The organism is Microbacterium helvum (assembly GCF_014779795.1).
Lineage (GTDB): Bacteria > Actinomycetota > Actinomycetes > Actinomycetales > Microbacteriaceae > Microbacterium > Microbacterium helvum.
On sequence record NZ_JACXZS010000004.1, the window covers coordinates 115,586 to 137,761 of the forward strand.

Annotated in this window: 18 protein-coding genes; 7 read left to right on the plus strand and 11 right to left on the minus strand. The window is 70.7% G+C overall.

Annotated elements, in window-relative coordinates; all coding sequences use genetic code 11:
- Positions 1–79 precede the first annotated feature (79 nt).
- On the plus strand, positions 80–862 hold the full coding sequence (gene map / locus IF188_RS07530) for a type I methionyl aminopeptidase (RefSeq protein ID WP_191171167.1): 783 nt from the start codon (positions 80–82) through the stop codon (positions 860–862).
- 45 nt (positions 863–907) lie between these two features.
- Here map and glgX read toward each other — a convergent pair whose 3' ends face one another.
- Complete coding sequence (gene glgX, locus IF188_RS07535; protein WP_191171168.1) at positions 908–3,109, minus strand: glycogen debranching protein GlgX; 2,202 nt, start codon at positions 3,107–3,109, stop codon at positions 908–910.
- A 279-nt stretch (positions 3,110–3,388) separates the two neighbouring features.
- Here glgX and nirB point away from each other — a divergent pair, with 279 nt between their 5' ends.
- From nirB to IF188_RS07555, 4 genes are read left to right on the plus strand one after another with little or no spacing between them, the layout of a single operon-like run.
- Positions 3,389–5,980 (plus strand): nitrite reductase large subunit NirB, encoded by a 2,592-nt coding sequence (nirB, locus tag IF188_RS07540; RefSeq protein ID WP_191171169.1) that lies wholly within the window; start codon positions 3,389–3,391, stop codon positions 5,978–5,980.
- Positions 5,977–6,402 carry a nitrite reductase small subunit NirD gene (nirD, locus tag IF188_RS07545; protein ID WP_191171170.1) on the plus strand — a complete coding sequence of 142 codons (426 nt, stop codon included), beginning with the start codon at positions 5,977–5,979 and terminating at the stop codon, positions 6,400–6,402. Before nirB ends, nirD begins: the two co-directional genes overlap by 4 nt.
- Positions 6,399–7,151 carry a uroporphyrinogen-III C-methyltransferase gene (gene cobA, locus IF188_RS07550; protein ID WP_191171171.1) on the plus strand — a complete coding sequence of 251 codons (753 nt, stop codon included), beginning with the start codon at positions 6,399–6,401 and terminating at the stop codon, positions 7,149–7,151. The genes nirD and cobA overlap by 4 nt, the downstream gene beginning before the upstream one ends.
- Positions 7,148–8,284 (plus strand): uroporphyrinogen-III synthase, encoded by a 1,137-nt coding sequence (locus tag IF188_RS07555; RefSeq protein ID WP_191171172.1) that lies wholly within the window; start codon positions 7,148–7,150, stop codon positions 8,282–8,284. The genes cobA and IF188_RS07555 overlap by 4 nt, the downstream gene beginning before the upstream one ends.
- A 31-nt stretch (positions 8,285–8,315) precedes the next feature.
- Here the strand turns inward: IF188_RS07555 and trmD are convergent, their stop codons facing one another.
- Positions 8,316–9,011, minus strand: coding sequence for a tRNA (guanosine(37)-N1)-methyltransferase TrmD (gene trmD, locus IF188_RS07560; RefSeq protein WP_191171173.1), 696 nt, complete (start codon positions 9,009–9,011; stop codon positions 8,316–8,318).
- 178 nt (positions 9,012–9,189) lie between these two features.
- Here trmD and IF188_RS07565 point away from each other — a divergent pair, with 178 nt between their 5' ends.
- Complete coding sequence (locus IF188_RS07565) at positions 9,190–10,611, plus strand: MFS transporter (protein WP_191171174.1); 1,422 nt, start codon at positions 9,190–9,192, stop codon at positions 10,609–10,611.
- A 172-nt stretch (positions 10,612–10,783) separates the two neighbouring features.
- On the opposite strand, the gene IF188_RS07570 is transcribed toward IF188_RS07565, so the two are convergent.
- From IF188_RS07570 to rpsP, 4 genes are all read right to left on the minus strand, one after another.
- A complete protein-coding gene (locus IF188_RS07570; protein ID WP_191171175.1) occupies positions 10,784–14,872 on the minus strand; it encodes a bifunctional nitrate reductase/sulfite reductase flavoprotein subunit alpha in 4,089 nt (1,362 codons plus the stop codon).
- A gap of 101 nt (positions 14,873–14,973) precedes the next feature.
- Positions 14,974–15,591, minus strand: coding sequence for a ribosome maturation factor RimM (gene rimM, locus IF188_RS07575; RefSeq protein WP_191171380.1), 618 nt, complete (start codon positions 15,589–15,591; stop codon positions 14,974–14,976).
- Positions 15,592–15,640: 49 nt separating this feature from the next.
- Positions 15,641–15,871, minus strand: a complete 231-nt coding sequence (locus tag IF188_RS07580; RefSeq protein WP_018171095.1) for an RNA-binding protein — start codon at positions 15,869–15,871, stop codon at positions 15,641–15,643.
- Positions 15,872–15,875: 4 nt separating this feature from the next.
- Positions 15,876–16,304, minus strand: a complete 429-nt coding sequence (gene rpsP / locus IF188_RS07585; RefSeq protein ID WP_191171176.1) for a 30S ribosomal protein S16 — start codon at positions 16,302–16,304, stop codon at positions 15,876–15,878.
- A gap of 191 nt (positions 16,305–16,495) precedes the next feature.
- On the opposite strand from rpsP, the gene IF188_RS07590 reads away from it, so the two are divergent.
- Positions 16,496–17,659, plus strand: a complete 1,164-nt coding sequence (locus IF188_RS07590) for a glutamate--cysteine ligase (RefSeq protein WP_191171177.1) — start codon at positions 16,496–16,498, stop codon at positions 17,657–17,659.
- Between the two features lie 44 nt (positions 17,660–17,703).
- Here IF188_RS07590 and ffh read toward each other — a convergent pair whose 3' ends face one another.
- The 5 genes from ffh to IF188_RS07615 all read right to left on the minus strand — a co-directional run bounded on the left by ffh (position 17,704) and on the right by IF188_RS07615 (position 22,166).
- On the minus strand, positions 17,704–19,266 hold the full coding sequence (gene ffh, locus IF188_RS07595; protein WP_191171178.1) for a signal recognition particle protein: 1,563 nt from the start codon (positions 19,264–19,266) through the stop codon (positions 17,704–17,706).
- Between the two features lie 40 nt (positions 19,267–19,306).
- On the minus strand, positions 19,307–19,804 hold the full coding sequence (locus IF188_RS07600; protein ID WP_191171179.1) for an RNA polymerase sigma factor: 498 nt from the start codon (positions 19,802–19,804) through the stop codon (positions 19,307–19,309).
- A complete protein-coding gene (locus IF188_RS07605) occupies positions 19,801–20,421 on the minus strand; it encodes a hypothetical protein (protein WP_191171180.1) in 621 nt (206 codons plus the stop codon). Before IF188_RS07605 ends, IF188_RS07600 begins: the two co-directional genes overlap by 4 nt.
- Positions 20,422–20,735: 314 nt before the next feature.
- Positions 20,736–21,725 carry a TetR family transcriptional regulator gene (locus tag IF188_RS07610; RefSeq protein WP_191171181.1) on the minus strand — a complete coding sequence of 330 codons (990 nt, stop codon included), beginning with the start codon at positions 21,723–21,725 and terminating at the stop codon, positions 20,736–20,738.
- 9 nt (positions 21,726–21,734) lie between these two features.
- Positions 21,735–22,166, minus strand: a complete 432-nt coding sequence (locus IF188_RS07615; RefSeq protein ID WP_191171182.1) for a hypothetical protein — start codon at positions 22,164–22,166, stop codon at positions 21,735–21,737.
- Between the last annotated feature and the right edge of the window lie 10 nt (positions 22,167–22,176).

The window sequence follows — 22,176 nt, forward strand, 5'->3', positions numbered from 1 at the left end:
TTGTGCGCGCCGCGGAGCATCCTCCCAGCCAGGCCGCCCTGCGCCCGGCAGAATGGAGGAAGGAACGAGAGGACTACCGATGATCGAGTTGCGCACCCCTGCCGAGATCGAGGCGATGAAGCCCGCCGGGCGGTTCGTCGCAGAGACACTGGCGACCCTGCGCGACGAGACCAAGGTGGGTACGAACCTCCTCGCGATCGACCGCCGCGCGCACGACCTCATCCGCCGCGCCGGCGCCGAATCCTGTTACATCGACTACCACCCTTCCTTCGGCGCGAGCCCGTTCGGCAAGGTGATCTGCACATCGGTGAACGATGCCGTGCTGCACGGTCTGCCGTTCGACTACTCGCTGCGCGACGGCGACCTCGTCTCTCTCGACTTCGCCGTCTCGGTGAACGGCTGGGTCGCCGACTCCGCCGTCTCTTTCGTCGTCGGCACTCCCCGTGACGAGGACCTCCAGATCATCGACACCACCGAACGCGCTCTGGATGCCGCCATCCAGGCGGCGATCGTCGGCAACCGCATCGGCGACATCTCCGCCGCGATCGCCGCCGTCGCCCACGGCGACGGCTACTCGATCAACACGGACTTCGGCGGTCACGGCGTCGGTCGCATCATGCACGGAGACCCGCATGTTCCGAACGACGGCAAGGCCGGTCGCGGCTACCCGCTGCGCGACGGTCTCGTCATGGCGCTCGAGCCCTGGTTCCTGCAGACGACCGACGAGCTCATCACCGACCCGGACGGCTGGACGCTGCGTTCCGTGGACGGCTCGCGCGGCGCCCACTCCGAGCACACCGTCGCCATCACCGCCGACGGCCCCATCGTCCTGACCGATCGGTCCTGGCTGGGCGTCGACTGACACCAGGCAGTCGACCCCACCCGGCGTGCGGTTCTGACGCGCGGCTCAGGTCCGCATCTCGGCACGAGGCGCATGAGCCGGCGTCGCCGCACCGGCGAGAGCCGCGAGCGATGCCGCCACCGAATGATCGACCTCCCGCTCGACGCGGGGGTGCTCGCTCAGGACGATCAGCGACTTCGCCGCGAGACGCAGCGTGTCGCCCGGGCTGACGAGCGCCAAGTCGGCCCGCTCCCCCGCGGTGTCGATGACGATCTCCCAGTCCGGACTGTACTCGACGATCGGGATGGAGAAATCGATGATGTCGTCGCCCGCGTTGAAGAGCACGATGAAGTGGCGGTCGCGGATCGGATCGCCCCGACGGTCCTTCTCGCGGATGCCCGCGCCGTTGAGGAACACCCCCACGGCGCGACCGAAGCCCGACTCCCAGTCCTCCGGCTGCATGAGGGTTCCGTCGGGGCGCAGCCAGGCGATGTCCTGGACGGGCGCTCCGACATCCCGGTGCACCGGGCGGCCTTCGAAGAAGCGCCGACGTCTGAACGTGGGGTGATCGCGCCGGAGCCTGCTCACTGCGGCCGTGAACTCCAGCAGCGGCCGGTCGGCGGCATCCCAATCGATCCACGTGATCTCGTTGTCCTGCGCGTAGCCGTTGTTGTTGCCCTGCTGCGTGCGCCCGAGTTCGTCGCCATGCAGCAGCATGGGCACCCCCTGGCTGAGCATGAGGGTTGCGAGGAGGTTGCGCTGCTGCCGCGCCCGCATCGTCAGCACGGCCGGATCGTCCGTCGGGCCCTCGACGCCGAAGTTGTCGGAACGGTTGTCGTCGGCGCCGTCGCGACCGTCCTCGCCGTTGGCGTCGTTGTGCTTCTCTTCGTAAGAGACGAGGTCGCGCAGCGTGAACCCGTCGTGCGCCGTGACGAAGTTGACGGACGCCACCGGCCGGCGCCCGGAGTGCTCGTAGAGGTCGCTCGAGCCGGTGAGCCGTGACGCGAACTCACCGAGGGCCTGCGGCTCGCCGCGCCAGAAGTCCCGCACGGTGTCGCGGTACTTGCCGTTCCACTCGGTCCACTGCGGCGGGAAGTTGCCGACCTGGTAGCCGCCGGGACCGACGTCCCACGGCTCGGCGATGAGCTTGACCTGCGAGACGACCGGATCCTGCTGCACGAGCTCGAAGAACGTCGACAGCCGGTCGACGTCGTAGAACTCCCGTGCGAGCGCCGACGCGAGGTCGAACCGGAAGCCGTCGACGTGCATGTCGATCACCCAGTAGCGCAGGGAGTCCATGATCAGCTGCAGCGAGTGCGGATTGCGCACGTTCAGGCTGTTGCCCGTCCCGGTGTAGTCCGTGTAGTAGCGCTTGTCGTCTTCGAGCTTGTAGTAGGCGGCGTTGTCGATGCCTCGCATCGAGAGGGTGGGGCCGAGGTGATTGCCCTCGGCTGTGTGGTTGTACACGACGTCGAGGATGACCTCGATGCCGGCGGCGTGCAGCGCCCTCACCATGCCCTTGAACTCCTGCACCTGCTCGCCGCGCTGCCCGGTCGCCGCGTAGCGGTTGTGCGGCGCGAAGAACGAGATGGTGTTGTAGCCCCAGTAGTTCGAGAGTCCCTTCTGCTGGAGGATCGCGTCGTCGACGAACTGGTGGACGGGCATCAGCTCGATCGCGGTGACGCCGAGCTTCGTCAGGTGCTCGATGATCGCCGGGTGCGCGACGGCACTGTACGTCCCGCGCATCTCATCGGGAATGGCCGGATGCCGCATCGTCAGACCGCGGACATGAGCTTCGTAGATCAGCGTCTCGGCGTAGGGCGTCCCCGGTCGGCGGTCCCCCGCCCAGTCGAAGAACGGATTGACGACGACGCCCTTCATCATGTCGGGAGCGGAGTCCTCATCGTTCCGCGAATCCGGATCCCCGAACGTGTAGCCGTACACGGACTGCCCCAAGTGCACCGCGCCCTGCACGGCCTTCGCATAGGGGTCCAGCAGCAGCTTGGACGGGTTGAAGCGAAGGCCGTTCGCGGGGTCGTGGGCACCGTGGACCCTGTACCCGTAGCGCTGCCCGGGCTGCACGTTGGGCACGTACGCGTGCCACACGAAAGCGTCGACCTCGACCAGGTCCAGGCGCGTCTCCGCGCCGCGCGTGCCGAACAGGCAGAGCTCCACGCGTTCCGCACCCTCGCTGAACAGGGCGAAGTTGGTGCCGCTCCCGTCGAACGTCGCTCCGAGCGGATACGCCGATCCCGGCCACGTGTGCATCCTCGGTCCCCCATGCCTCGCTGGCCACACATTACCCGGGCGCGGCGCCACCGGCGGCGACGCGGCACGCACCGCGCCTCACATGGCGGACCTCCACCCTGTGAGCGAAACGTTCGCTCGGGGTAACGGCGGACCCCCCGGCGGCGAAACACCGCGCTCCTAACGTCGCCGGTACCGAATCCCACCGGATCAGGAGGAGCCATGGCCCACCGCGATCGTGTCGACAGCCGGAAACATGACGCTGACGCCGATGCAACATCGCCCGCGTACCGTGACGACATGAGCACCACGCCCGCCCTCGGCACGCACGTCGTGGTCGTGGGCGCGGGGATGGTCGCCCACCGGTTCGTCGAGAGCCTTCTGAGCCGCGCCGACGAGCGGTGGCACATCACGCTCATCGGCGAGGAGGACCGCCACCCCTACGACCGTGTCGGCCTGACCGGGTTCTTCGCCGGAGCGTCGGCGGACGACCTGACCCTGGACCGCGGCATCCTCGACGACGAGCGCGTCCGCTTCCTGCGCGGCGACGCCGTCTCGCGCATCGACCGCAGCGCACGGCGCGTGACCACTCGTGGCGGCACCAGCGTCGCGTACGACCGGCTCGTGCTGGCGACGGGCTCCTACGCAGCCCGCCTCGCCGTCGACGGATTCGGCCTGGACGGCTGCTTCGTGTACCGCACCCTGGATGACGTCGAGCGGCTGCGGGCGTTCGTCCGGCGCCGCTCGGCCGAGCTCGGCCGGCCGCTCACCGGCACCGTGATCGGCGGCGGCCTGCTGGGCCTCGAAGCGGCAGGGGCCCTGCAGGGGCTGGATGTCGCCTGCACCGTCGTGCAGTCCTCCGACCGGCTGATGTCGGCTCAGCTGGATCGGCCCGCCGGCGACGCACTGCGGCGGCTCATCGAGTCCCGTGGCATCGCCGTCAAGACCGAGGCCATCACCACCAGGCTCGACCCCGACCGCACCGGACAGGTCACGGGGCTGGAGTTCCGCGACGGCTCTTACGGACGCACGGACGTCGTCGTGTTCACCGTCGGCGTCCGGCCGCGGGACGACCTCGCCCGTGCCTCCGGCATCGACGTGCACCCGCGGGGCGGCGTGCTCATCGACGCGGGCTGCCAGACGTCGGACCCGCGCGTCCTGGCCATCGGCGAGGTCGCGAACTACGACGGGCAGTGCGTCGGTCTCGTCGCTCCCGGCTATGCGATGGCCGAGGTGGCCGCCACACGGCTCCTCGGCGGCGAGGCATCCTTCCCCGGCTACGACCTCTCGACCAAGCTCAAGCTCTCGGGGGTCGACGTGGCGAGCTTCGGCGATGCGTTCGCCGAGACGCCCGGCGCCCTCGACGTCGTGTACGCCGATCCGGTGGCGGGTGTCTACAAGAAGCTCGTGCTGTCGGACGACGCGAAGACGCTGCTCGGCGGCATCCTCGTCGGCGACGCGTCGGCCTACGGCTCGCTGCGGCCGCTCGTGGGCGGCGCGCTGGGCGGCGACCCCGCCGCCTATCTTATGCCCGAGGGCGGTGTGGCGGCGCCGACCGGCGACCTCCCCGACGACGCGCTGGTCTGCTCGTGCAACAGCGTCAGCGCCGGGCGCATCCGCCACGCGGTGCACGAAGAGGGATGCACCGACGTCACCGGCATCAAGGCGTGCACGAAGGCCGGCGCCGCGTGCGGCTCGTGCGTCACCATGGTCAAGAAGCTCGTCGCCACCGAGCTCGCGAAGACCGGAGCCACGGTCAGCAACGCGCTGTGCGAGCACTTCGATCTTTCGCGACGTCAGCTCTTCGATGCTGTGCGCGTGTCCGGTCTCACGACCTTCAGCGCCGTGATCGAGCGGTTCGGCGTCGGCCGCGGCTGCGACATCTGCAAGCCCGCGCTCGCGAGCATCCTCTCGACCCTCGTGGGCGGGCACGTGCTCGACGGTGAGAACGCGACGCTGCAGGACACCAACGACCACGTCATGGCGAACCTGCAGAAGGACGGCAGCTACTCCGTCGTCCCGCGGATCCCCGGCGGCGAGATCACCCCCGAAGGACTGCTGGTCATCGGCCAGGTCGCGCAGGACTTCGGGCTCTACACGAAGATCACCGGCGGTCAGCGCATCGACATGTTCGGTGCGCGCCTGGAGCAGCTGCCCGACATCTGGAAGCGGCTGGTCGACGCCGGCTTCGAGTCCGGCCACGCGTACGGGAAGTCGCTGCGCACGGTGAAGTCGTGCGTCGGCTCGACCTGGTGCCGCTACGGCGTGCAGGATTCGGTCGGCATGGCCGTGCGGCTGGAACTCCGCTACCGCGGGCTGCGGTCTCCGCACAAGCTCAAGCTCGGCGTGTCGGGCTGCGCCCGCGAGTGCGCCGAGGCGCGCGGCAAGGACGTGGGCGTCATCGCGACCGAGGCGGGCTGGAACATGTACGTCGGCGGCAACGGCGGATTCACGCCGCGCCACGCCGTGCTGCTGGCCGAGGGCCTGAGCGACGACGAGCTGCTCACGGCCATCGACCGGTTCCTGATGTACTACATCTTCACCGCTGACCGCCTGCAGCGCACGGCGCCGTGGTTCGAGGAGCTCGACGGCGGCATCGAGGGGCTGCGCGAAGTCATCTTCGACGACAGCCTGGGCATCTGCGCCGACCTCGACGCTGCCATGGCCGCGCACATCGGCTCGTACGAGGACGAGTGGGCGGCGACGCTCCACGACCCCGACAAGCTCCGGCGCTTCGCGTCGTTCGTGAACGCCCCCACCACGCCCGATCCGTCGCTCGCGTACGTCGCCGAGCGTGGTCAGCCCCGCCCCGCCACCGCCCAGGAGCGCGAGGCCGAACGCGGTGACGGTGGCGTCCTCATCGCCGGAACGACCCTGGAGGTGCGCCGATGACCCTGATCGAGCAGCAGACGACCGCAGACGCACCGACACCGGAGCGGCGCGGCTGGGTGCCGGTGTGCGACCTCGCCGACCTCGAGATCGAGCGCGGCCGGGCGGCCCTGCTCGGTGGCACCCAGATCGCCCTCTTCCTCACGCGCGGTGCGGACGGCGGCGACGGCCGCGTCTACGCGGTGTCGAATTTCGACCCCTACAGCCGCGCGAACGTCATCTCGCGCGGGATCGTGGGCACGCGGCAGGATGTGCCGACCGTCGCCTCGCCCATGTTCAAGCAGGTGTTCGACCTGCGCACCGGCATCTGCCTCGACAGCCAGGGCAAGGATCCCGTCGACCTTCACGCGTGGCCGACGGCTGTGGCCGACGGCGTCGTGCTCGTGCGGTGCGACGAGCGCATCGACATCGGCGGCGCATCATGACCGGCCGTGTCCACCTGATCGGCGGCGGCCCGGGGCCGCTCGACCTGCTGACCCTGCGCGCCTGGCGTCTGCTCACCGCGGCCGACGTCGTGGTCATGGACCGGCTGGGTCCGACCGACATCCGCGGCGAGCTGCGGCCCGACGCCGAGGTGATCGATGTCGGCAAGCGCCCTGGGCACCATCCCGTGCCGCAGGACGAGATCAACGCGCTGCTCGTCGCCCGGGCCCGCGACGGGCGAGAGGTGGTGCGTCTCAAGGGCGGCGATCCGTTCGTCTTCGGTCGCGGCGGCGAAGAGGTAGCCGCGTGTCTGGCCGCCGGCATCCCCGTCGACGTCGTTCCGGGCGTGACGAGCGCCGTCGCCGTCCCCCAGGCCGCCGGCATCCCGGTCACCCACCGCGGCGTCGCGACGGCCGTGCACATCGTCCACGGCCAGATCGCGGTCACCGAGTCGACGCTCGCCGCGCTGCGCGACCCCGACGTCACGACTGTCATCCTGATGGGAGTCAGCGCGATCCCGCGCATCGTGGCCGATGCGCTCCGCGCCGGCGTGGACGCCGATCGCCCGGTCGCGATCGTCGAGCGCGGACATCACCTCGATCAGCGCACGACGCGCACTACCCTCGGAAGAGCGGTGCTGGATGCCGGGCGCACCGGCATCCGCAATCCCGCGGTCATCGTCGTCGGCGATGTCGCCCGCGCCGAACTGCTGCTTCCCGCGCACGAGATGACAGGTGACACCGTCCGTTGAGCTCCGCCAACCGCCCCACCCTCTCGGCCGCGCTGGACGGCTGCACCGTCGTCATCGCGGTCGATCGACGATCCTCCGAGCTGGCCGCCGCGCTGGAGCGCCACGGCGCCGTGGTGCGCCATGCCCCCGCGCTCACGATCGTCCCGCACATCGACGACGAGGCCCTGATCGCGGCGACCCGGGCCTTGATCTCGGCGCCGCCGGACATCGTGGTCGCCACGACCGGTGTCGGGTTCCGCGGGTGGATGGAAGCCGCCGACGAGGCGGGCCTCGCCGACGAGCTGCACGAGGCGCTGGCGTCGGCACGGATCGTCGCGCGCGGTCCGAAGGCGCGCGGCGCCATCCAGCAGGCGGGGTTCAGCGCGGACTGGGTCGCGGAGTCCGAGACCTCGGCCGAACTCGGCGAGTACCTGCTGGCGGAGGGCGTGGCGGGGCGACGTGTGGCGGTGCAGCATCACGGGTCGGGCGCGGACGGACTCGACGAGCTGCTCGGGGATGCCGGCGGGGACGTCGTGAGCCTGACGGTCTACCGATGGGGGCCGCCGCCGGACCCTGCGGTGGTCGCACGTTCGGTGCAGGCCACCGCGCAGGGCGAGGTGGATGCGGTGCTCTTCACCTCGGCGCCGGGAGCTGCGGAGTGGATGGCCGCCGCGGCACGCGAGGGCGCGCTCGACGCGATCGTCGACCGTGCCGGACGGGGGCGACTGCTGCTCGCGGCCGTCGGCCCGATCACCGCGGGCCCGCTGCAGCAGGCGGGCGTGGAGCCGCTCATCGCAGAGCGCGGGCGTCTGGGGGCGCTCGTGCGCGCCGTCGTCTCGCACTTCGGCGGCGGTCACGTGGATTCGCTCGACACCGGGGCCGGGCGACTGGAGCTGCGCAGCTCGGGGGTCGTCCTCGACGGCCGTCACATCCCGCTGTCGCGCACCGGCGCAGATCTCATGGCGGCGCTGTTCGACGCGGGTGGAGGGGTCGTGTCGCGCCAGCGTCTGCAGGCGGTGCTGCCCCGCTCGGGCGAGAGCACCCACGCCGTCGAGATGGCGGTGGCGCGCCTGCGCGAGGCACTCGGAACACCCGATCTCGTGAAGACCGTCGTCAAACGCGGCTACCGCATCGACGTGCTCGACCCCGCCTGACAGATCCGCGCCGGGCGTCCCGGCCGCGGCGTCAGTCCGTCGCCGCGGTTCCGTCGAGCAGATCCGGGCGGTGGGTCCGCGTGCGTTCCAGGCTCTGCTCCCGCCGCCACGCGGCGATCGCGCCGTGGTTGCCGCTGAGCAGCACGGGCGGAACCTCCAGCCCGCGCCACTCGGCGGGCTTGGTGTAGCTGGGGTACTCCAGCATCCCGAGCTCGTGGGATTCCTCGACGAGGCTCTCGGGGTTGCCGACGACACCGGGGATCAGGCGCGATACGGCCTCGATGACAGCCATGGCGGCCACCTCGCCGCCGTTGAGCACGTAGTCCCCGAGGCTCACCAGACGAACGCGGCCGCGAGCGGCGTAGTAGTCGACGACGCGCTGGTCGATACCCTCGTAGCGTCCGCAGGCGAACACCAGGTGCTGCTCCTGCGCCAGCTCGCGTGCGAGCGGCTGCGAGAACAGCTCCCCCGCCGGCGAGGGCACCAGCAGCACGGCGTCGTCGCTCAGCACGGCGTCCAGCGCCTCGCCCCACGGCTCGGGCTTCATCACCATTCCCGCGCCGCCGCCGTACGGCGTGTCGTCGACGGTCCGGTGCCGGTCGTGGGTCCAGTCGCGCAGGTCGTGGACGTGCATGTCGAGGATGCCGCGATCGCGGGCCTTGCCGATCAGCGAGACGCCGAGCACGTCGAAGAACGTCGGGAAGATCGTGACGATGTCGACGCGCATGCCTTCGAGTCTAGAAGGAGCGCGTGTTACCGACGTGTGACGGCAGCCCCACCCCGTGGGAGCGGGCGGCGTGATCGAGAAGTGACCGAGAGGTAACCGGCCCGCACGACGGCCCGAAACACCCGCTTCCTAGCGTGGACGCACACTCATCCGCAGTGCCCGCTCACAGGGAGGCGCCATGACCACCACCGTGACCCCGTCGTCGACGGATGCCGCAGCTCTGCCCCTCGCCTCGCCACCGGGTGCGCTCACCCGGCGCGCGGGACGCTGGATCGACGGCTGGAACGCCGAGGACCCCGAGTTCTGGCGCAGCCAGGGCCGTGCGATCGCGCGGCGCAACCTCGGCTGGTCGATCTTCGCCGAGTTCCTCGGGTTCATCATCTGGCAGCTGTGGAGCATCGTCGTCGTGATGCTGCCCGCCGCCGGCTTCGAGCTCACCAGCTCGCAGTCCTTCTGGCTCATCTCGCTGCCGAGCCTCGTGGGTGCGACGCTGCGCTTCCCCTACACGTTCATGGTCGCGATCTTCGGCGGCCGCAACTGGACGATCATCTCGGCCGGACTCCTGCTCATCCCCGCGGTGCTGCTCGGCATCGTCGTCGGCAACCCCGACACGCCGTTCGGCGTGCTGCTGCTGGTCGCGGCGCTGGGCGGCGTCGGCGGCGGCAACTTCGCCAGCTCGATGGCGAACATCACCTACTTCTTCCCGCAGAAGGAGAAGGGCTGGGCGCTCGGCCTCAACGCCGCGGGCGGCAACCTCGGCACGTCGGTCGCGCAGTTCGCGGTGCCGATCGTGGTGACCATCGGCGCCGGTGCGACGCTCAACATCTCGCTCGCGGGCTGGATGTGGATCCCGCTCATCCTCGTCGCGATGTTCGGCGCGTGGCGCTACATGGACAACCTCTCGTCCGCCAAGGCCGACTTCGCCGGCTCGGCGGCGGCCCTGCGCGAGCCGCACCTGTGGATCATGGCCGTGCTCTACATCGGCACCTTCGGCTCGTTCATCGGCTTCGCGAGCGTCTTCCCGAAGCTCATCGCCGACCAGTTCCCCGCATTCTCCACGATCCAGGTCGGGCAGGCGGCCGTGTCTCTGGCGTTCCTCGGGGCGCTCGTCGGCTCGCTCGCCCGTCCGTACGGCGGACGACTGGCCGACCGCTTCGGCGGTGCGCGCGTGACGGTCGGCGCATTCGCGGTGATGGCCCTCGGCGCGCTCACCCTCGTGTGGACGATGCCGCTGCGCAGCTTCGCGGTCTTCCTCGCGTGCTTCCTCGTGCTCTTCGCCGCGACCGGCATGGGCAACGGCTCGACGTACCGGATGATCCCGAGCATCTTCGCCGCCCGATCGCTGGCGCGCGGCATCGAGTCCGGATCGGACGACGCGCTGCGCATGCAGCGCAAGGCGGCAGCGGCTCTCGGCCTCATCTCCGCCATCGGCGCGTACGGCGGCTTCCTCGTGCCCCAGGTGCTCAACGCGTCGCAGCTCGCCACCGGCGGCTACACGGCGGCCTTCCTCGGCTTCGTCGCGGCGTACGTCGCCCTCCTGCTCGTGACGCTGCTGGTGTACGTCATCCCGCGCGCATCGCTCGCGAAGCAGCGCATCTGACCCACGACCAAGGACGGAGTGGATGCCTCGGCCCGAGGCATCCACTCCGTCCTTCTGTCTGCACCGGCGGCCATCACAGCCCCGTTCGAATCGCGCACATTGCGCCGAATCCACCCCCGAACCCGCAAAGTGCGCGATTCGAAGCGAAGAACGGCGACCGCAGGCAGCGGTGTCAGTAGACGTCGCGCACGTAGCGGGCGTCCGAGGCGAGGGTGCGCAGGTACTCCCCCGCGGCCTCCTCGCCCAGGCCGCCGTGCTGCTGCGCGATGGTCGCGAGCGTCGCCTCGACGTCCTTCGCCATGCGGGCGGCGTCGCCGCACACGTACACGTGCGCGCCCTCCTCCAGCCAGCGCCACAGCCGCGCGCCGTGCTCGAGCATGCGATCCTGCACGTAGATCTTCTGACGCTGGTCGCGCGAGAACGCGAGATCGAGGCGCGTCAGGAAGCCGTCGTCGTGCATCGCGACGAGCTCATCGCGGTAATAGAAGTCGCTCACCGCGTGCTGCTCGCCGAAGAACAGCCAGTTGCGCCCGGTGTGGCCGTCGGCGCGGCGGTCGTGCAGGAACGCCCGGAAGGGGGCGACACCGGTGCCGGGGCCGATCATGATCATGGGGGTGTCTGCCGCTGTCGGCGGCCGAAAGGCGGGTGTCCGCTGCAGGTACACCGGCGCGGCCGGCGCCTCGCCGTCAGCGAGGAAGGTGGAGCAGACACCGCCGCGGGTGCGCCCCGACTCGGTCTCGAAGCGCACGACCGAGACGGTGAGCTCCACCGTGTCGGGGTCCACCTTGGGACTCGACGAGATGGAGTACTGGCGCGGCTGCAGACGCTTCAGCACGCTCGCCCACTCCTCGGCCGACGCACTCACCGGATAGTCCCGCACGAGGTCGATCGCCTGCTGGCTCCACAGGAACTGGTCCAGGCGGCTCTTGTTCTCACGTCGGAGCAGCGTCGACAGCCCGCTGTCCCCGCTGCGATCGGCGACGAAGCGCACCAGATCCGGCGGTGTCTTCGTGATGTCGAGCCGCGTGCGCAGGGCGTCGGCGAACGTGCGCTCCTCGCCGTCGATCTCGACGACCGCGCTCGGCGCGATCCCGGTCGCATCCAGCCACTCGGCGACGACCGCGCCGGAGTTCGCGCACACGACGCCCAGCGAATCTCCTGCCTCGTAGGCGGCACCGGTGTCGGACAGGTCGAACGCGAACCGGCGCACCTCTTTCTGCGATCCGGGTCCGCTCAGCAGGTCGTTGCGCACGAGCGTGGCGTGCACCGGGTTGGCGCGCGTGAACAGGCGCTTGGCGGGCGCCGGCGCCGAGCCGGCGACCGCGGGACCCACCGGCGCCTCGGCCCCCACGTCAGCAAGCGTCGCGAGGATCTGGCTGAGCCACGCCTCGCGCGGGGCGTCGGCGTCCGGCTCGAGGTCGACGCGATCCAGGAGCGCGGTCGCGCCCAGCTGGCCCAGGCGCTCGTCGAGACGGCGGCCGTGACCGCAGAAGTCGTCGTAGTTCGAGTCCCCCATCGCGAGCACCGCATACTGCAGGCCCGACAGCTCCGGTGCGCCCTCGGCGTTGAGGTCGTGCCACAGCGACGCGGCGTTGTCGGGCGGGCCGCCGTCGCCGAACGTCGAGGTCACCACGAGCAGTCGGCGCACCTCGGTCAGATCCGCCGCCCGCAGCTCGGCCATGCTGCGCGCCCGCGCGGGAATGCCGCGCGCGCCGAGAGCCGCGGTCGCGACGGCCGCGAACTCCTCGGCGTTGCCGGTCTGCGATCCCCACAGCACGACGACCTCTTCGGGCGTGCCGGCGGCACCGGCCGCCGGCATCCCACCCGCGGAAGGACCGCGCGAGAACGCGCCCGCGAGAACGCCGTCGAACCAGCCGCGCACGAGCGCGCCGAGCGGAGCCTCGGGCGGCAGCACGGGCACCTGCCCGGGAGCGAGGGCGACCGAGCGCACCATCGACAGGAAGCCGGCGAGGTAGGCCCCCTCGACGTCGGTCAGTGCGGGCGGCGTGATCGCGACGCCCGCGCCCACCAGTGCCGCCTCGACCTCGCCACCGTCGTCGGCCGTGGCAGAGGCGGGGCCGACGCGGCGCAGCGACACCGCGGCGTACTTGAACTCCGGCTGCGCCGACAGCGCGTCGACCGCATCGCTGGTGACGGCGTTCACCGTGACGTACTCGCCGTGCTCGTCGTTCCAGTGGAAGGGTGCGAACAGCCCGCCCTGCTGCACCCGGTCGGTCAGCACCGCAGGCACCACGATGCGCCCGCGGCGGGACGCGACCTCGACCTGGTCGCCGTCGGCGATGCCGTGCAGCTCGGCGTCGATCGGGTGCACCTCGACGAACGGGCCGGGGTGCAGCCTCGCGAGCTTGGCGACCCGGCCGGTCTTCGTCATCGTGTGCCAGTGGTGGGGCAGACGGCCGGTGTTGAGCACCCACGGATAGTCGTCGTCGGGCAGCTCTGCCGGATCCAGGTGCGGTCGGGCGAGGAACTGCGCGCGCCGCGACGGCGTCGCGAACGCCAGCCGCGGCACGGTGCCGTCGGCCTCGACGTGAAGCGTCTGGCTCACACCGTCGTTGAGATACCGGATCGGATGCCGGGCCCCGGCGTCGTCCGGCGGCGCCGGCCACTGCACCGGCGCCTGCCGCAGACGCTCGTAGGACACCCCGCGCAGATCCCAGCCGGTGCGCGGGTTCCAGAATCCGCGGATCTCGTCGAAGACCTCCTCGCTGGAGGCGAAGTCGAAGCCGTCGAAGCCCATCGCGCGGGCGATCTGGCAGATCGTCAGCCAGTCCGGCTGCGCTTCACCGGGCGCGGGCAGCACCTCCTGCACGAGGGTCATGGTGCGATCGCTGCTGACGCTGACCCCGTCGGACTCCACCCACAGCGTCGCCGGCAGCACCACGTCGGCGTATGCCGAGGTCGCCGTGTCGCCGTACACGTCCTGGACGATGACGAGCTCGGCGGCCTCAAGCGCTTCGATCACCGTGCGACGGTTCGCCACCGAGGCGACCGGGTTGCTGCAGATGATCCAGACGGCCTTGATCTCGCCGGCCGCCGCGCGGCGGAACAGGTCGATCGTGCCGGCGCCGGATTCGGCCCGGATGGACCCGGGTGCGATGCCCCAGCGCTCCTCGACGAACGCGCGGTCGTCGGCGTCGAACACGGCGCGCTGGCCGGGCAGGCCCGGACCCATGTACCCCATCTCGCGCCCGCCCATCGCATTCGGCTGGCCGGTGAGCGAGAAGGGGCCGCTGCCCGGCCGGCAGATCGCCCCGGTGGCCAGGTGCAGGTTGCAGATCGCGTTGGTCGACCACGTGCCGTGCGTGGACTGGTTGAGTCCCATGGTCCACAGGGTCATCCATTCGCCGGCCTCGCCGATCCAGCGTGCGGCGGTGCGGATGTCGTCCTCGGCGAGCCCGGTGAGCTCGGCAACGCGCTCGGGCGGATAGCCGGCGAGGAGCTCCGGCATGCGCTCCCAGCCCTCGGTGTGCGCGGCGATGAACTCCTCGTCGATGTGCCCCGCCTCGACGATCAGGTGCAGCAGCCCGTTCAGCAGTGCGAGGTCCGTCCCCGGCCGGATCTGCAGGAACAGGTCGGCGCGGTCGGCGGTGGCGGTGCGGCGCGGGTCGACGACGATGAGGCGCGCGCCCTGCTTGAGGCGGTCGGCCATCCGCAGGAACAGGATCGGGTGGCAGTCGGCGGCGTTCGAGCCGATCACGAAGAAGAGGTCGGCGCGGTCGAAGTCCTCATACGATCCGGGTGGTCCGTCGGCGCCGAGCGACTGCTTGTAGCCGGTGCCGGCCGACGCCATGCACAGGCGCGAGTTGGACTCGATGTGGATCCCCCGCAGGTACCCCTTCACGAGCTTGTTCGAGAGGTACTGCGCCTCCATGCTCATCTGCCCCGACACGTACAGCGCGACGGCATCGGGCCCGTGCTCGTCGACGATCGCGCGCAGGCGTGCGGCGGCCCTCGTCACGGCATCCGCGACGGGGGCCGGCACGGCCGGCTCTCCGCGTGCGGGGCGCAGGAGCGCCGTGGTGAGGCGGCCGGGGGCCTGCATCAGATCGGCGTGCGTGGCGCCCTTGGTGCACAGCCTGCCCGCGTTGGTAGGGTGCTCGCGGTCGCCGGCGACCTTGGTGAGGACGAATGGATGCCCCGTCCCAGGGTGGGAGGCGGTCACAGCGATGCCGCAGCCGACACCGCAGTACGAGCACACGGTTCTCACCGCAGTGCGCTCCCGGTCCACGGCATCACCCATGCCATCCAGGCTCGGGCACCGAGGTTCCAGGGCGTTTCCCGCCGTGTTTCCCGCAGATCACATCTGCTGCACGGCGGGGCGCGAGGGCGTGTGAGAGGGGATCAGTCCTCGGTCGCGGCGGGCTCCGCCGCGGCGGTCTCGCCGCCGTCGCTCTGGTCGGCGCGCTCTTCGGGCAGGTCTTCGAACAGACCAGCGGGCGGCGTCACGACGACACGACCGCCGGCGATGTCGACCTCGGGGACGATGGCCTTGACGAACGGAACCAGCACCTCGTCGTCGCCGACGCGCACGATCAGCAGATCCTGAGCGGGCAGGTGCTCGACGCGTGCCACACGGCCGACGACAGCGCCGTCACGCACGACCTCGAGGCCGACGAGCTGATGGTCGAACCAGGCGTCCTCTTCGACGGTCGCCGACTGGGCGTCCTCGTCGATCCACAGGATCGCGCGGATCAGTTCCTCCGCCGTGTCGCGATCCTCGACACCCTCGAAGAACGCGACAGGGTGGCTGTTCATCCAGCGGAAGTCGCGGACCGTCAGCGGCTTGCCGTGCCACGGAGAGGACTCCGGCACCTGCAGGGTGAAGGTCGCGCCAGGGACGAACCGGCCGTCGGGATCGTCGGTGTACAGCTCCAGCTTGATGGCGCCCTTGAGTCCGTGCGCCTTCACGAGGCGGCCGACTCGCAGCTGCGTCTTGCCGGTGGGGGGAACTGCGTTCACGGGCTTGCGGGCGTCCTCGCCCGATCCCGTGGTGTCTTCGCCTGCCACCTCAGTCGTCCGCCACGTCGACGCGCACGCGGCGGCCGTCGGCGAGGGCAGTGATGAGAGTGCGCAGGGCTTTGGCCGTGCGGCCGCCGCGCCCGATCACGCGACCCCGGTCGTCGGGGTGGACGTGCACCTCGAGCACGTCGCCGCGAGGCGACGTGGACGAGTCGATGCGGACGTCGTCGGGGTGATCGACGATCCCCTTGACGACGTGTTCGAGCGCGGCGGCGAGCAACGGATTACTCGGCGGACTCGGCGGCCTCGTCGGCCGCGTCGGTCGCCTCGTCGGCGGGAGCCTCGACGGGCTCGGCCTTCTTCTCAGCCTTGGGCTTGATGACCGACTTCTTCGAGGCGTCGGCCTCGAACGCGGCCTTGTCCTCGCGGGTCTTCACCGTCGAGACGGCGTTCTTGTCGCCCTTGAACTTGCCCCAATCGCCGGTCAGCTTGAGGATGGCGAGCACCTGCTCGGTCGGCTGCGCGCCGACACCCAGCCAGTACTGGGCACGCTCGGAGTCGACCTCGATGAACGAGGGCTCCTCGGTGGGGTGGTACTTGCCGATCTCTTCGATGACACGACCGTCGCGCTTGGTGCGCGAGTCGGCGACGACGATGCGGTAGTAAGGCGCGCGGATCTTGCCCAGGCGCTTGAGACGAATCTTGACAGCCACGATTCTCCTGAATGTGTGGAAGGGAACGAACCGGTCGCCTGGAGCGTGGGGTGCACACCCGGCGGGAGCTCAGAGGAGGAACAGCACGCTGGATAGAGGGTCGAGCGCATGTTCCGACCCTCTATTGTGCCAGATGACGCGCCGTGTGACGAACCGTCGGGCTCGCGGCATCCGCGTGCCAAACTGTGCGCATGACGGAGCCTTTCGCGACATCGGCCCGCTCCTCAGTGGGTCTCGAGTGGGAGCTCATGCTCGCCGACCGTGAGACGGGCGACCTCGTCTCGGAGGCCCCGGGGCTGCTCACCGCGCTCGAAGACGACTCCTCACTGGAGCGGTACACGGTCACGGGCGAACTCCTGACGAACACAGTCGAGGTCACGAGCGGGATCGGCGACACCGTGGCCGCCGCCGTCGACGACATCGCCGACGCGATCGCCGCCGTGCGCACCTACACCGACCCGCACGGCGTGGACCTGCTGTGCGCGGGAAGCCACCCCTTCGCGCAGTGGTACGACCAGAGCGTGACCGACAAGACGCGGTACCACAAGCTCATCGAGCGCACCCAGTGGTGGGGACGCAACATGATGATCTGGGGCATCCACGTGCACGTCGGCGTCGAGGACGTCAACAAGGTGTTCCCGATCATCAACGCCCTCGCGGTGTACCTCCCGCACCTGCAGGCGCTGTCGGCGTCGAGTCCGTTCTGGGCCGGCGAGCGCACCGGGTACGCGTCGAACCGGGCGCTGGTGTTCCAGCAGCTGCCGACCGCGGGCCTCCCGTGGCCGCTCCACGACTGGAGCGAGTTCGAGGGCTACCTCGACGACATGATCCGCACCGGCGTCATGGCAGACGCGACCGAGGTGCGCTGGGACATCCGCCCGGCCCCCCGCTGGGGCACCATCGAGGTGCGCGCGTGCGACGGCATGTCGACGCTCCCCGAGCTCGCAGCCGTCGCCGCCCTCGTGCAGGTGCTGGTCGAGCACTTCTCGCGCCGGCTCGACGAGGGACTGCCGCTGGAGACGATCCAGCCGTGGTTCATCCGCGAGAACAAGTGGCGAGCCGCCCGCTACGGGCTCGACGCCCGCGTCATCGTCGACCACCTGGGCACGCAGCGGCCGGTCACCGAGCATCTGCGCGAGACGCTGGACGAACTCGGCGACATCGCCGTCGAGCTGAAGTGCGCGCGCGAACTCGCCGGCATCCAGACGATCCTCACGGACGGCGCGAGCTACGCACGCCAGCTGGCAGTCGCCGACGCCGCCGACGGCGACCTGCGCGAGGTCGTGCGACACCTCGTGGGCGAGTTCCGCTCCGGGCCGACCCTGCGGGAACACCTCGCGACCCTCGGGCACTGAGATCGTGGATGCCGGGCGCCCGGCATCCCTTCACCTCAGCGCCGTCAGCCGCGGCCGAGCATCTTCTGCAGCTCGGCGAGGTCGGCCTCGGAGGGCGCGCCCTTCGCCCCGCCGCCGAGGCCGAAGCCCGAACCGGTCGGCGTCTGCGGCGCCTGCGCGGCGATGCCGGCGTTCTCGGCGGCGCGCTTGGCGGGGTTGCCGGATCGTGAGCCCTTGGCCTTCTGCTGCTTGCCGCGCTTGGAGGAGGCGCCCGGGCGTCCGGCGCCGGGGATCGGCCCCATGCCGGGGATGTTGGGCACGCCGCCGCGCGCGACGGTCTTCATCATCTTGGCAGCCTGGTCGAAGCGCTGCACGAGCTGGTTGACGTCGGTGACGGTCATGCCCGAACCGCGCGCGATGCGCAGGCGGCGCGAGCCGTTGAGCAGCTTGGTGTTGCGGCGCTCGGCGGGCGTCATGGAGCGGATGATGGCCTCGGTGCGGTCGATCTCGCGCTCATCGAAGTCGTCGAGCTGCTGCTTCATCGAGCCCATGCCGGGCAGCATCCCGAGCATCTTCTTCATCGAGCCCATCTTGCGCATCTGCTGCATCTGGGCGAGGAAGTCCTCGAGCGTGAACTGCTCGGTCGCGAGCTTCTCCGCGACCTTGAGCGCCTCTTCCTCGTCGAAGGCCTGCTGGGCCTGCTCGATGAGGGTGAGGATGTCGCCGAGGTCGAGGATGCGCGAGGCCATGCGGTCGGGGTGGAACGCCTCGAGGTCGTCGAGGCCCTCACCGGTGGACGCGTAGATGATCGGGCGGCCGGTGACCGACGCGACCGACAGCGCCGCACCACCGCGGGCGTCGCCGTCGAGCTTCGAGAGCACCACGCCGGTGAAGTCGACGCCGTCCTGGAAGGCCTTCGCCGTGTTGACGGCATCCTGTCCGATCATCGCGTCGATGACGAACAGGACCTCGTCGGGGTCCGTCGCCTTGCGGATGTTCGCGGCCTGCTTCATGAGCTCCGCGTCGACGCCGAGGCGGCCCGCCGTGTCGATGATGACGATGTCGTGCTGCTTCTGCTTGGCGTACTCGACGCCGTCGCGTGACACCTTGACCGGGTCGCCGACGCCGTTGCCGGGCTCGGGTGCGTAGATCGCGGCGCCTGCGCGCTCGGCGACGACCTGCAGCTGGTTGACGGCGTTCGGGCGCTGGAGGTCGGCGGCGATGAGGAGCGGGGTGTGGCCGTCCTTCGCGAGCTGACGCGACAGCTTTCCGGCGAACGTCGTCTTGCCCGAGCCCTGGAGCCCGGCGAGCATGATGACGGTCGGCGGGTTCTTGGCGAACTGCAGGCGCCGCTGCTCGCCGCCGAGGATCGCAATGAGCTCCTCGTTGACGATCTGCACGACCTGCTGGGCCGGGTTCAGCGCCCGGTTGACCTCGTCGCCCAGGGCGCGCTCGCGCACCTTGGCGGTGAACTCCTTGACGACGGGCAGCGCCACGTCGGCGTCGAGCAGCGCGCGCCGGATCTCGCGGACCGTGCCGTCGACGTCCGCGGGCGTGAGCTTGCCCTTGGTGCGGAGGTTGCGGAAGGTCTCGGTGAGCCGGTCGGAGAGAGTGCCGAAAGTCGCCATGATGCCCTGATTCTACGCGAGCGGATGCCCCACCCCGGCGTCACCCCGATACCGCAGCCCCCAACGCCGCCCGCAGCGCCTCCTTGGCCTTCGCGTACCGTCCGCGGGCGGTGGATGCCGGGATCCCCAGCACCTCGGCGGCCTCGGCGACCGTGAACCGTTCCCAGTGCACGAGCCGCACGAGCTCGGCGAGGTCCGGCTCCAGCCGGGCGATGGCGTCGCGCACCTCGGCACCCTCGTCCGCAGCGGGAGACGCGGCGTCCTTCCCGAAGTGGAGGCGGATGCGGTCGGCCAGCGCCCACCGCCGCCGCTCTCCTCGGGCGTGGTTGAGCACGGTGCCCCGCGCGATGCCGAACAGCCACATGCGCGCCCGTTCGGGGTCGCCCGGCAGTTCGCGCACCCGCCGCCAGGCGACCACCATCGTCTCGCCCAGCAGGTCGGGTGCGTCGTCGAGGCCCACGCGTCGCTGCAGGTAGGCGAGCAGATCGGTGGATGCCTCGCCCAGCGCCGCGGTGAGACGCGCGTCGTCGCGGCTCACCGATCGCCGCCTTCGCCGCCCCAGTCCTCGCCCTCGCAGTGCACCTGGCTGTGCGCAGTCGATCCCGCGAGTGCGCCAGGTTCGTAGCCGTGTGCCTGGAGCTCGTCACCCAGCGCCTCGTACAACGCCTGCTCGTGCGCCGTCCAGGCGTTCAGGTCCGCGAGGCGCGGGTCGGTGATCTCGTCCCCGGACGAGGCCTGGGAGTCTTCGATCACCGCCAGGTACTTGTCCACATACGGGTCTGCGGCTGCTTCGACGTCGGCGCTCGCGAACCACTCATCGACGACGCGATCCACGTCCGCCTGGATGAACAGGTTGTGGGTGTCGTACCCGCTGAAGCGGATCTCGCACTGCCCCCAGGTGGGCGCCGTGTAGGTGTAGCTGCGATCCGGATTCTCCAGGCCGGGACCCCACAGCCAGTCCCCTGACGCGGCGGCGACGCCGGCTCCTCCGAGCAGCAGCACTGTCAGCGCGCCCGCGGCGAGTCCGATGCGCCGGCGGCGCGGCTTCGCGGTCCGAGAAGCGTCGCCGATCATCGCGCGCAGTCCGGCAGGGTCAGCCGCGCGTGTCGCCGGGGCCGAGCGGTCCAGCAGCTCGTCGAGCAGGTCGGGGGTCATGGTGCCTCCAGTGTCGGGGGTGTTCTACCCCTTACCTGTCCGGCACGTCGCAGAACGTCCGCGCGATCCCCATCTGTTCCGCAGCCGCTTTTCGCGCCCCACAACACCGCCAGGCGCAACTTCTGACTGCGGAGCGGGTCTGTCTGGCTGCTCCGCAGTCAGAACCTGCGCATACAGCGCCCGACACCCGCGAGAAGTGACTGCGGAGCAACAGGGCACTGACACACCCGTGCTCCGCAGTCGGAAGTCGCGCCGGCGGGGAGGTTGGACGCGCAGAAGGTGACTGCGGAGCAGCAGTCAGAAACGACGCGGACTCAGGCGTCGCCGAGCTCCTGGAACAGCGTCAGCTGCAACCCGGCCGGGCCGCGCAGGCGCGCGTTGAGCGAACGCCACGGCGTTTCGCGAGGGGATGCCTCCAGCACGGCTCCCCCGTCGACAGCGCGAGACACGACCGACGCCGTGTCGTCGACCTCGAATGCCACGCGGATCGCATCGCTCGGCGCGTCGCCGTCGGTCTCGACGCGGTCGATGAACGCCACCTGTGCGGGATTGGCCAGCTCGAGCGTCGCGCGACCGGCATCGAGGATCGCCACCCGGGCACCGCCCTCCGCCTCGTATGCCTCGGCCTGCGGCATCCCGACGACGTCACGATAGAACGCGAGCGCCTCGTCGAAGTCGGCCGCTCCGGCCACCACCCGCAGCTGGCGGACCTCGCCCGCCGGCCGCGTGCGCACCGCCGACGCGGCCTCCGCCGCCCGCGCGAGGAACCGCGACAGCGACGTGCGTCCGGCGCCGTCGTGTGCCCACGCCTCGACCGCCGCCAGCACGGCGCCGCCCCACGCGGCGCCGGCGACCTCTGCGCTGACGCGGTCGGCGCCACCACGGGTGAATCGTGCGGCGGCCGCGCGAGCGATACGGGCTCGCCTGAGCGCAGCGTCGCGCTCGTACTCGGCCTCGATGCCCATGGCTGCCGCGTTGACGATCCCGAGCGCCAGGCTGTCGGGCGCGAACCCTGCGGCGATGGCCTCTGCTTCGCGCCGGACAGCGGTGGCGGCATCCATCCCGTCGTCGGAAGCCAGGCCGTCCTCGAACCCCGCGAGACGCTCGTCGAGCCCCGCCCACAGCACGTCCGATTTCGATCCGAAGTAGTTGAAGAAGCTCGACCGGCTCACACCCGCCCGGTTGGCGATGTCGACGATCGACGTCTGCTCGTACCCCTGCTCGAGGAACAGCTCGCACGCGGCCTCGGCGATGTTCTCTCGGGACGACGCCTTGGGGCGTCCGGCGCGCGGCTCGGTGGACATGAGGCCACCCTATGACCCGCGCGCGATGCGCTCCCGCTCCCACTGCGCGCAGATCGCTTCGGCGGCCGGACGATCGGCATCGGGCACCACGAGGATGAGCCGGTGGTCGTGGTCGCTGTACTGGACCAGGATGCGGATGCCGGCGTCGCCGAGGCGCCGGGCGAACGCGCCGAGCTGCCCGGGCACGTCCTGCGCGAGCCGAACGCTGACCACGGGACTGGCCACGACCGGGCCGAGGCCCGCGGCCGCGAGCGCTGCCCTCGCCCCGTCGACGTCGGTGACGAGGAAGTGGGCGAGTCCCACGCCCTCGTGCACCCACACGCCGCCGCCCTCGACACTGACGCCGGCACGGCCGAGAGCGTCGCCGAAGTCCGCGAGTGCACCCGCACGATCGGGAAGGGCCAGTGAGATGTCGGCTTCGACGCCGAGGGCGACAGTCATGGCGGAACGC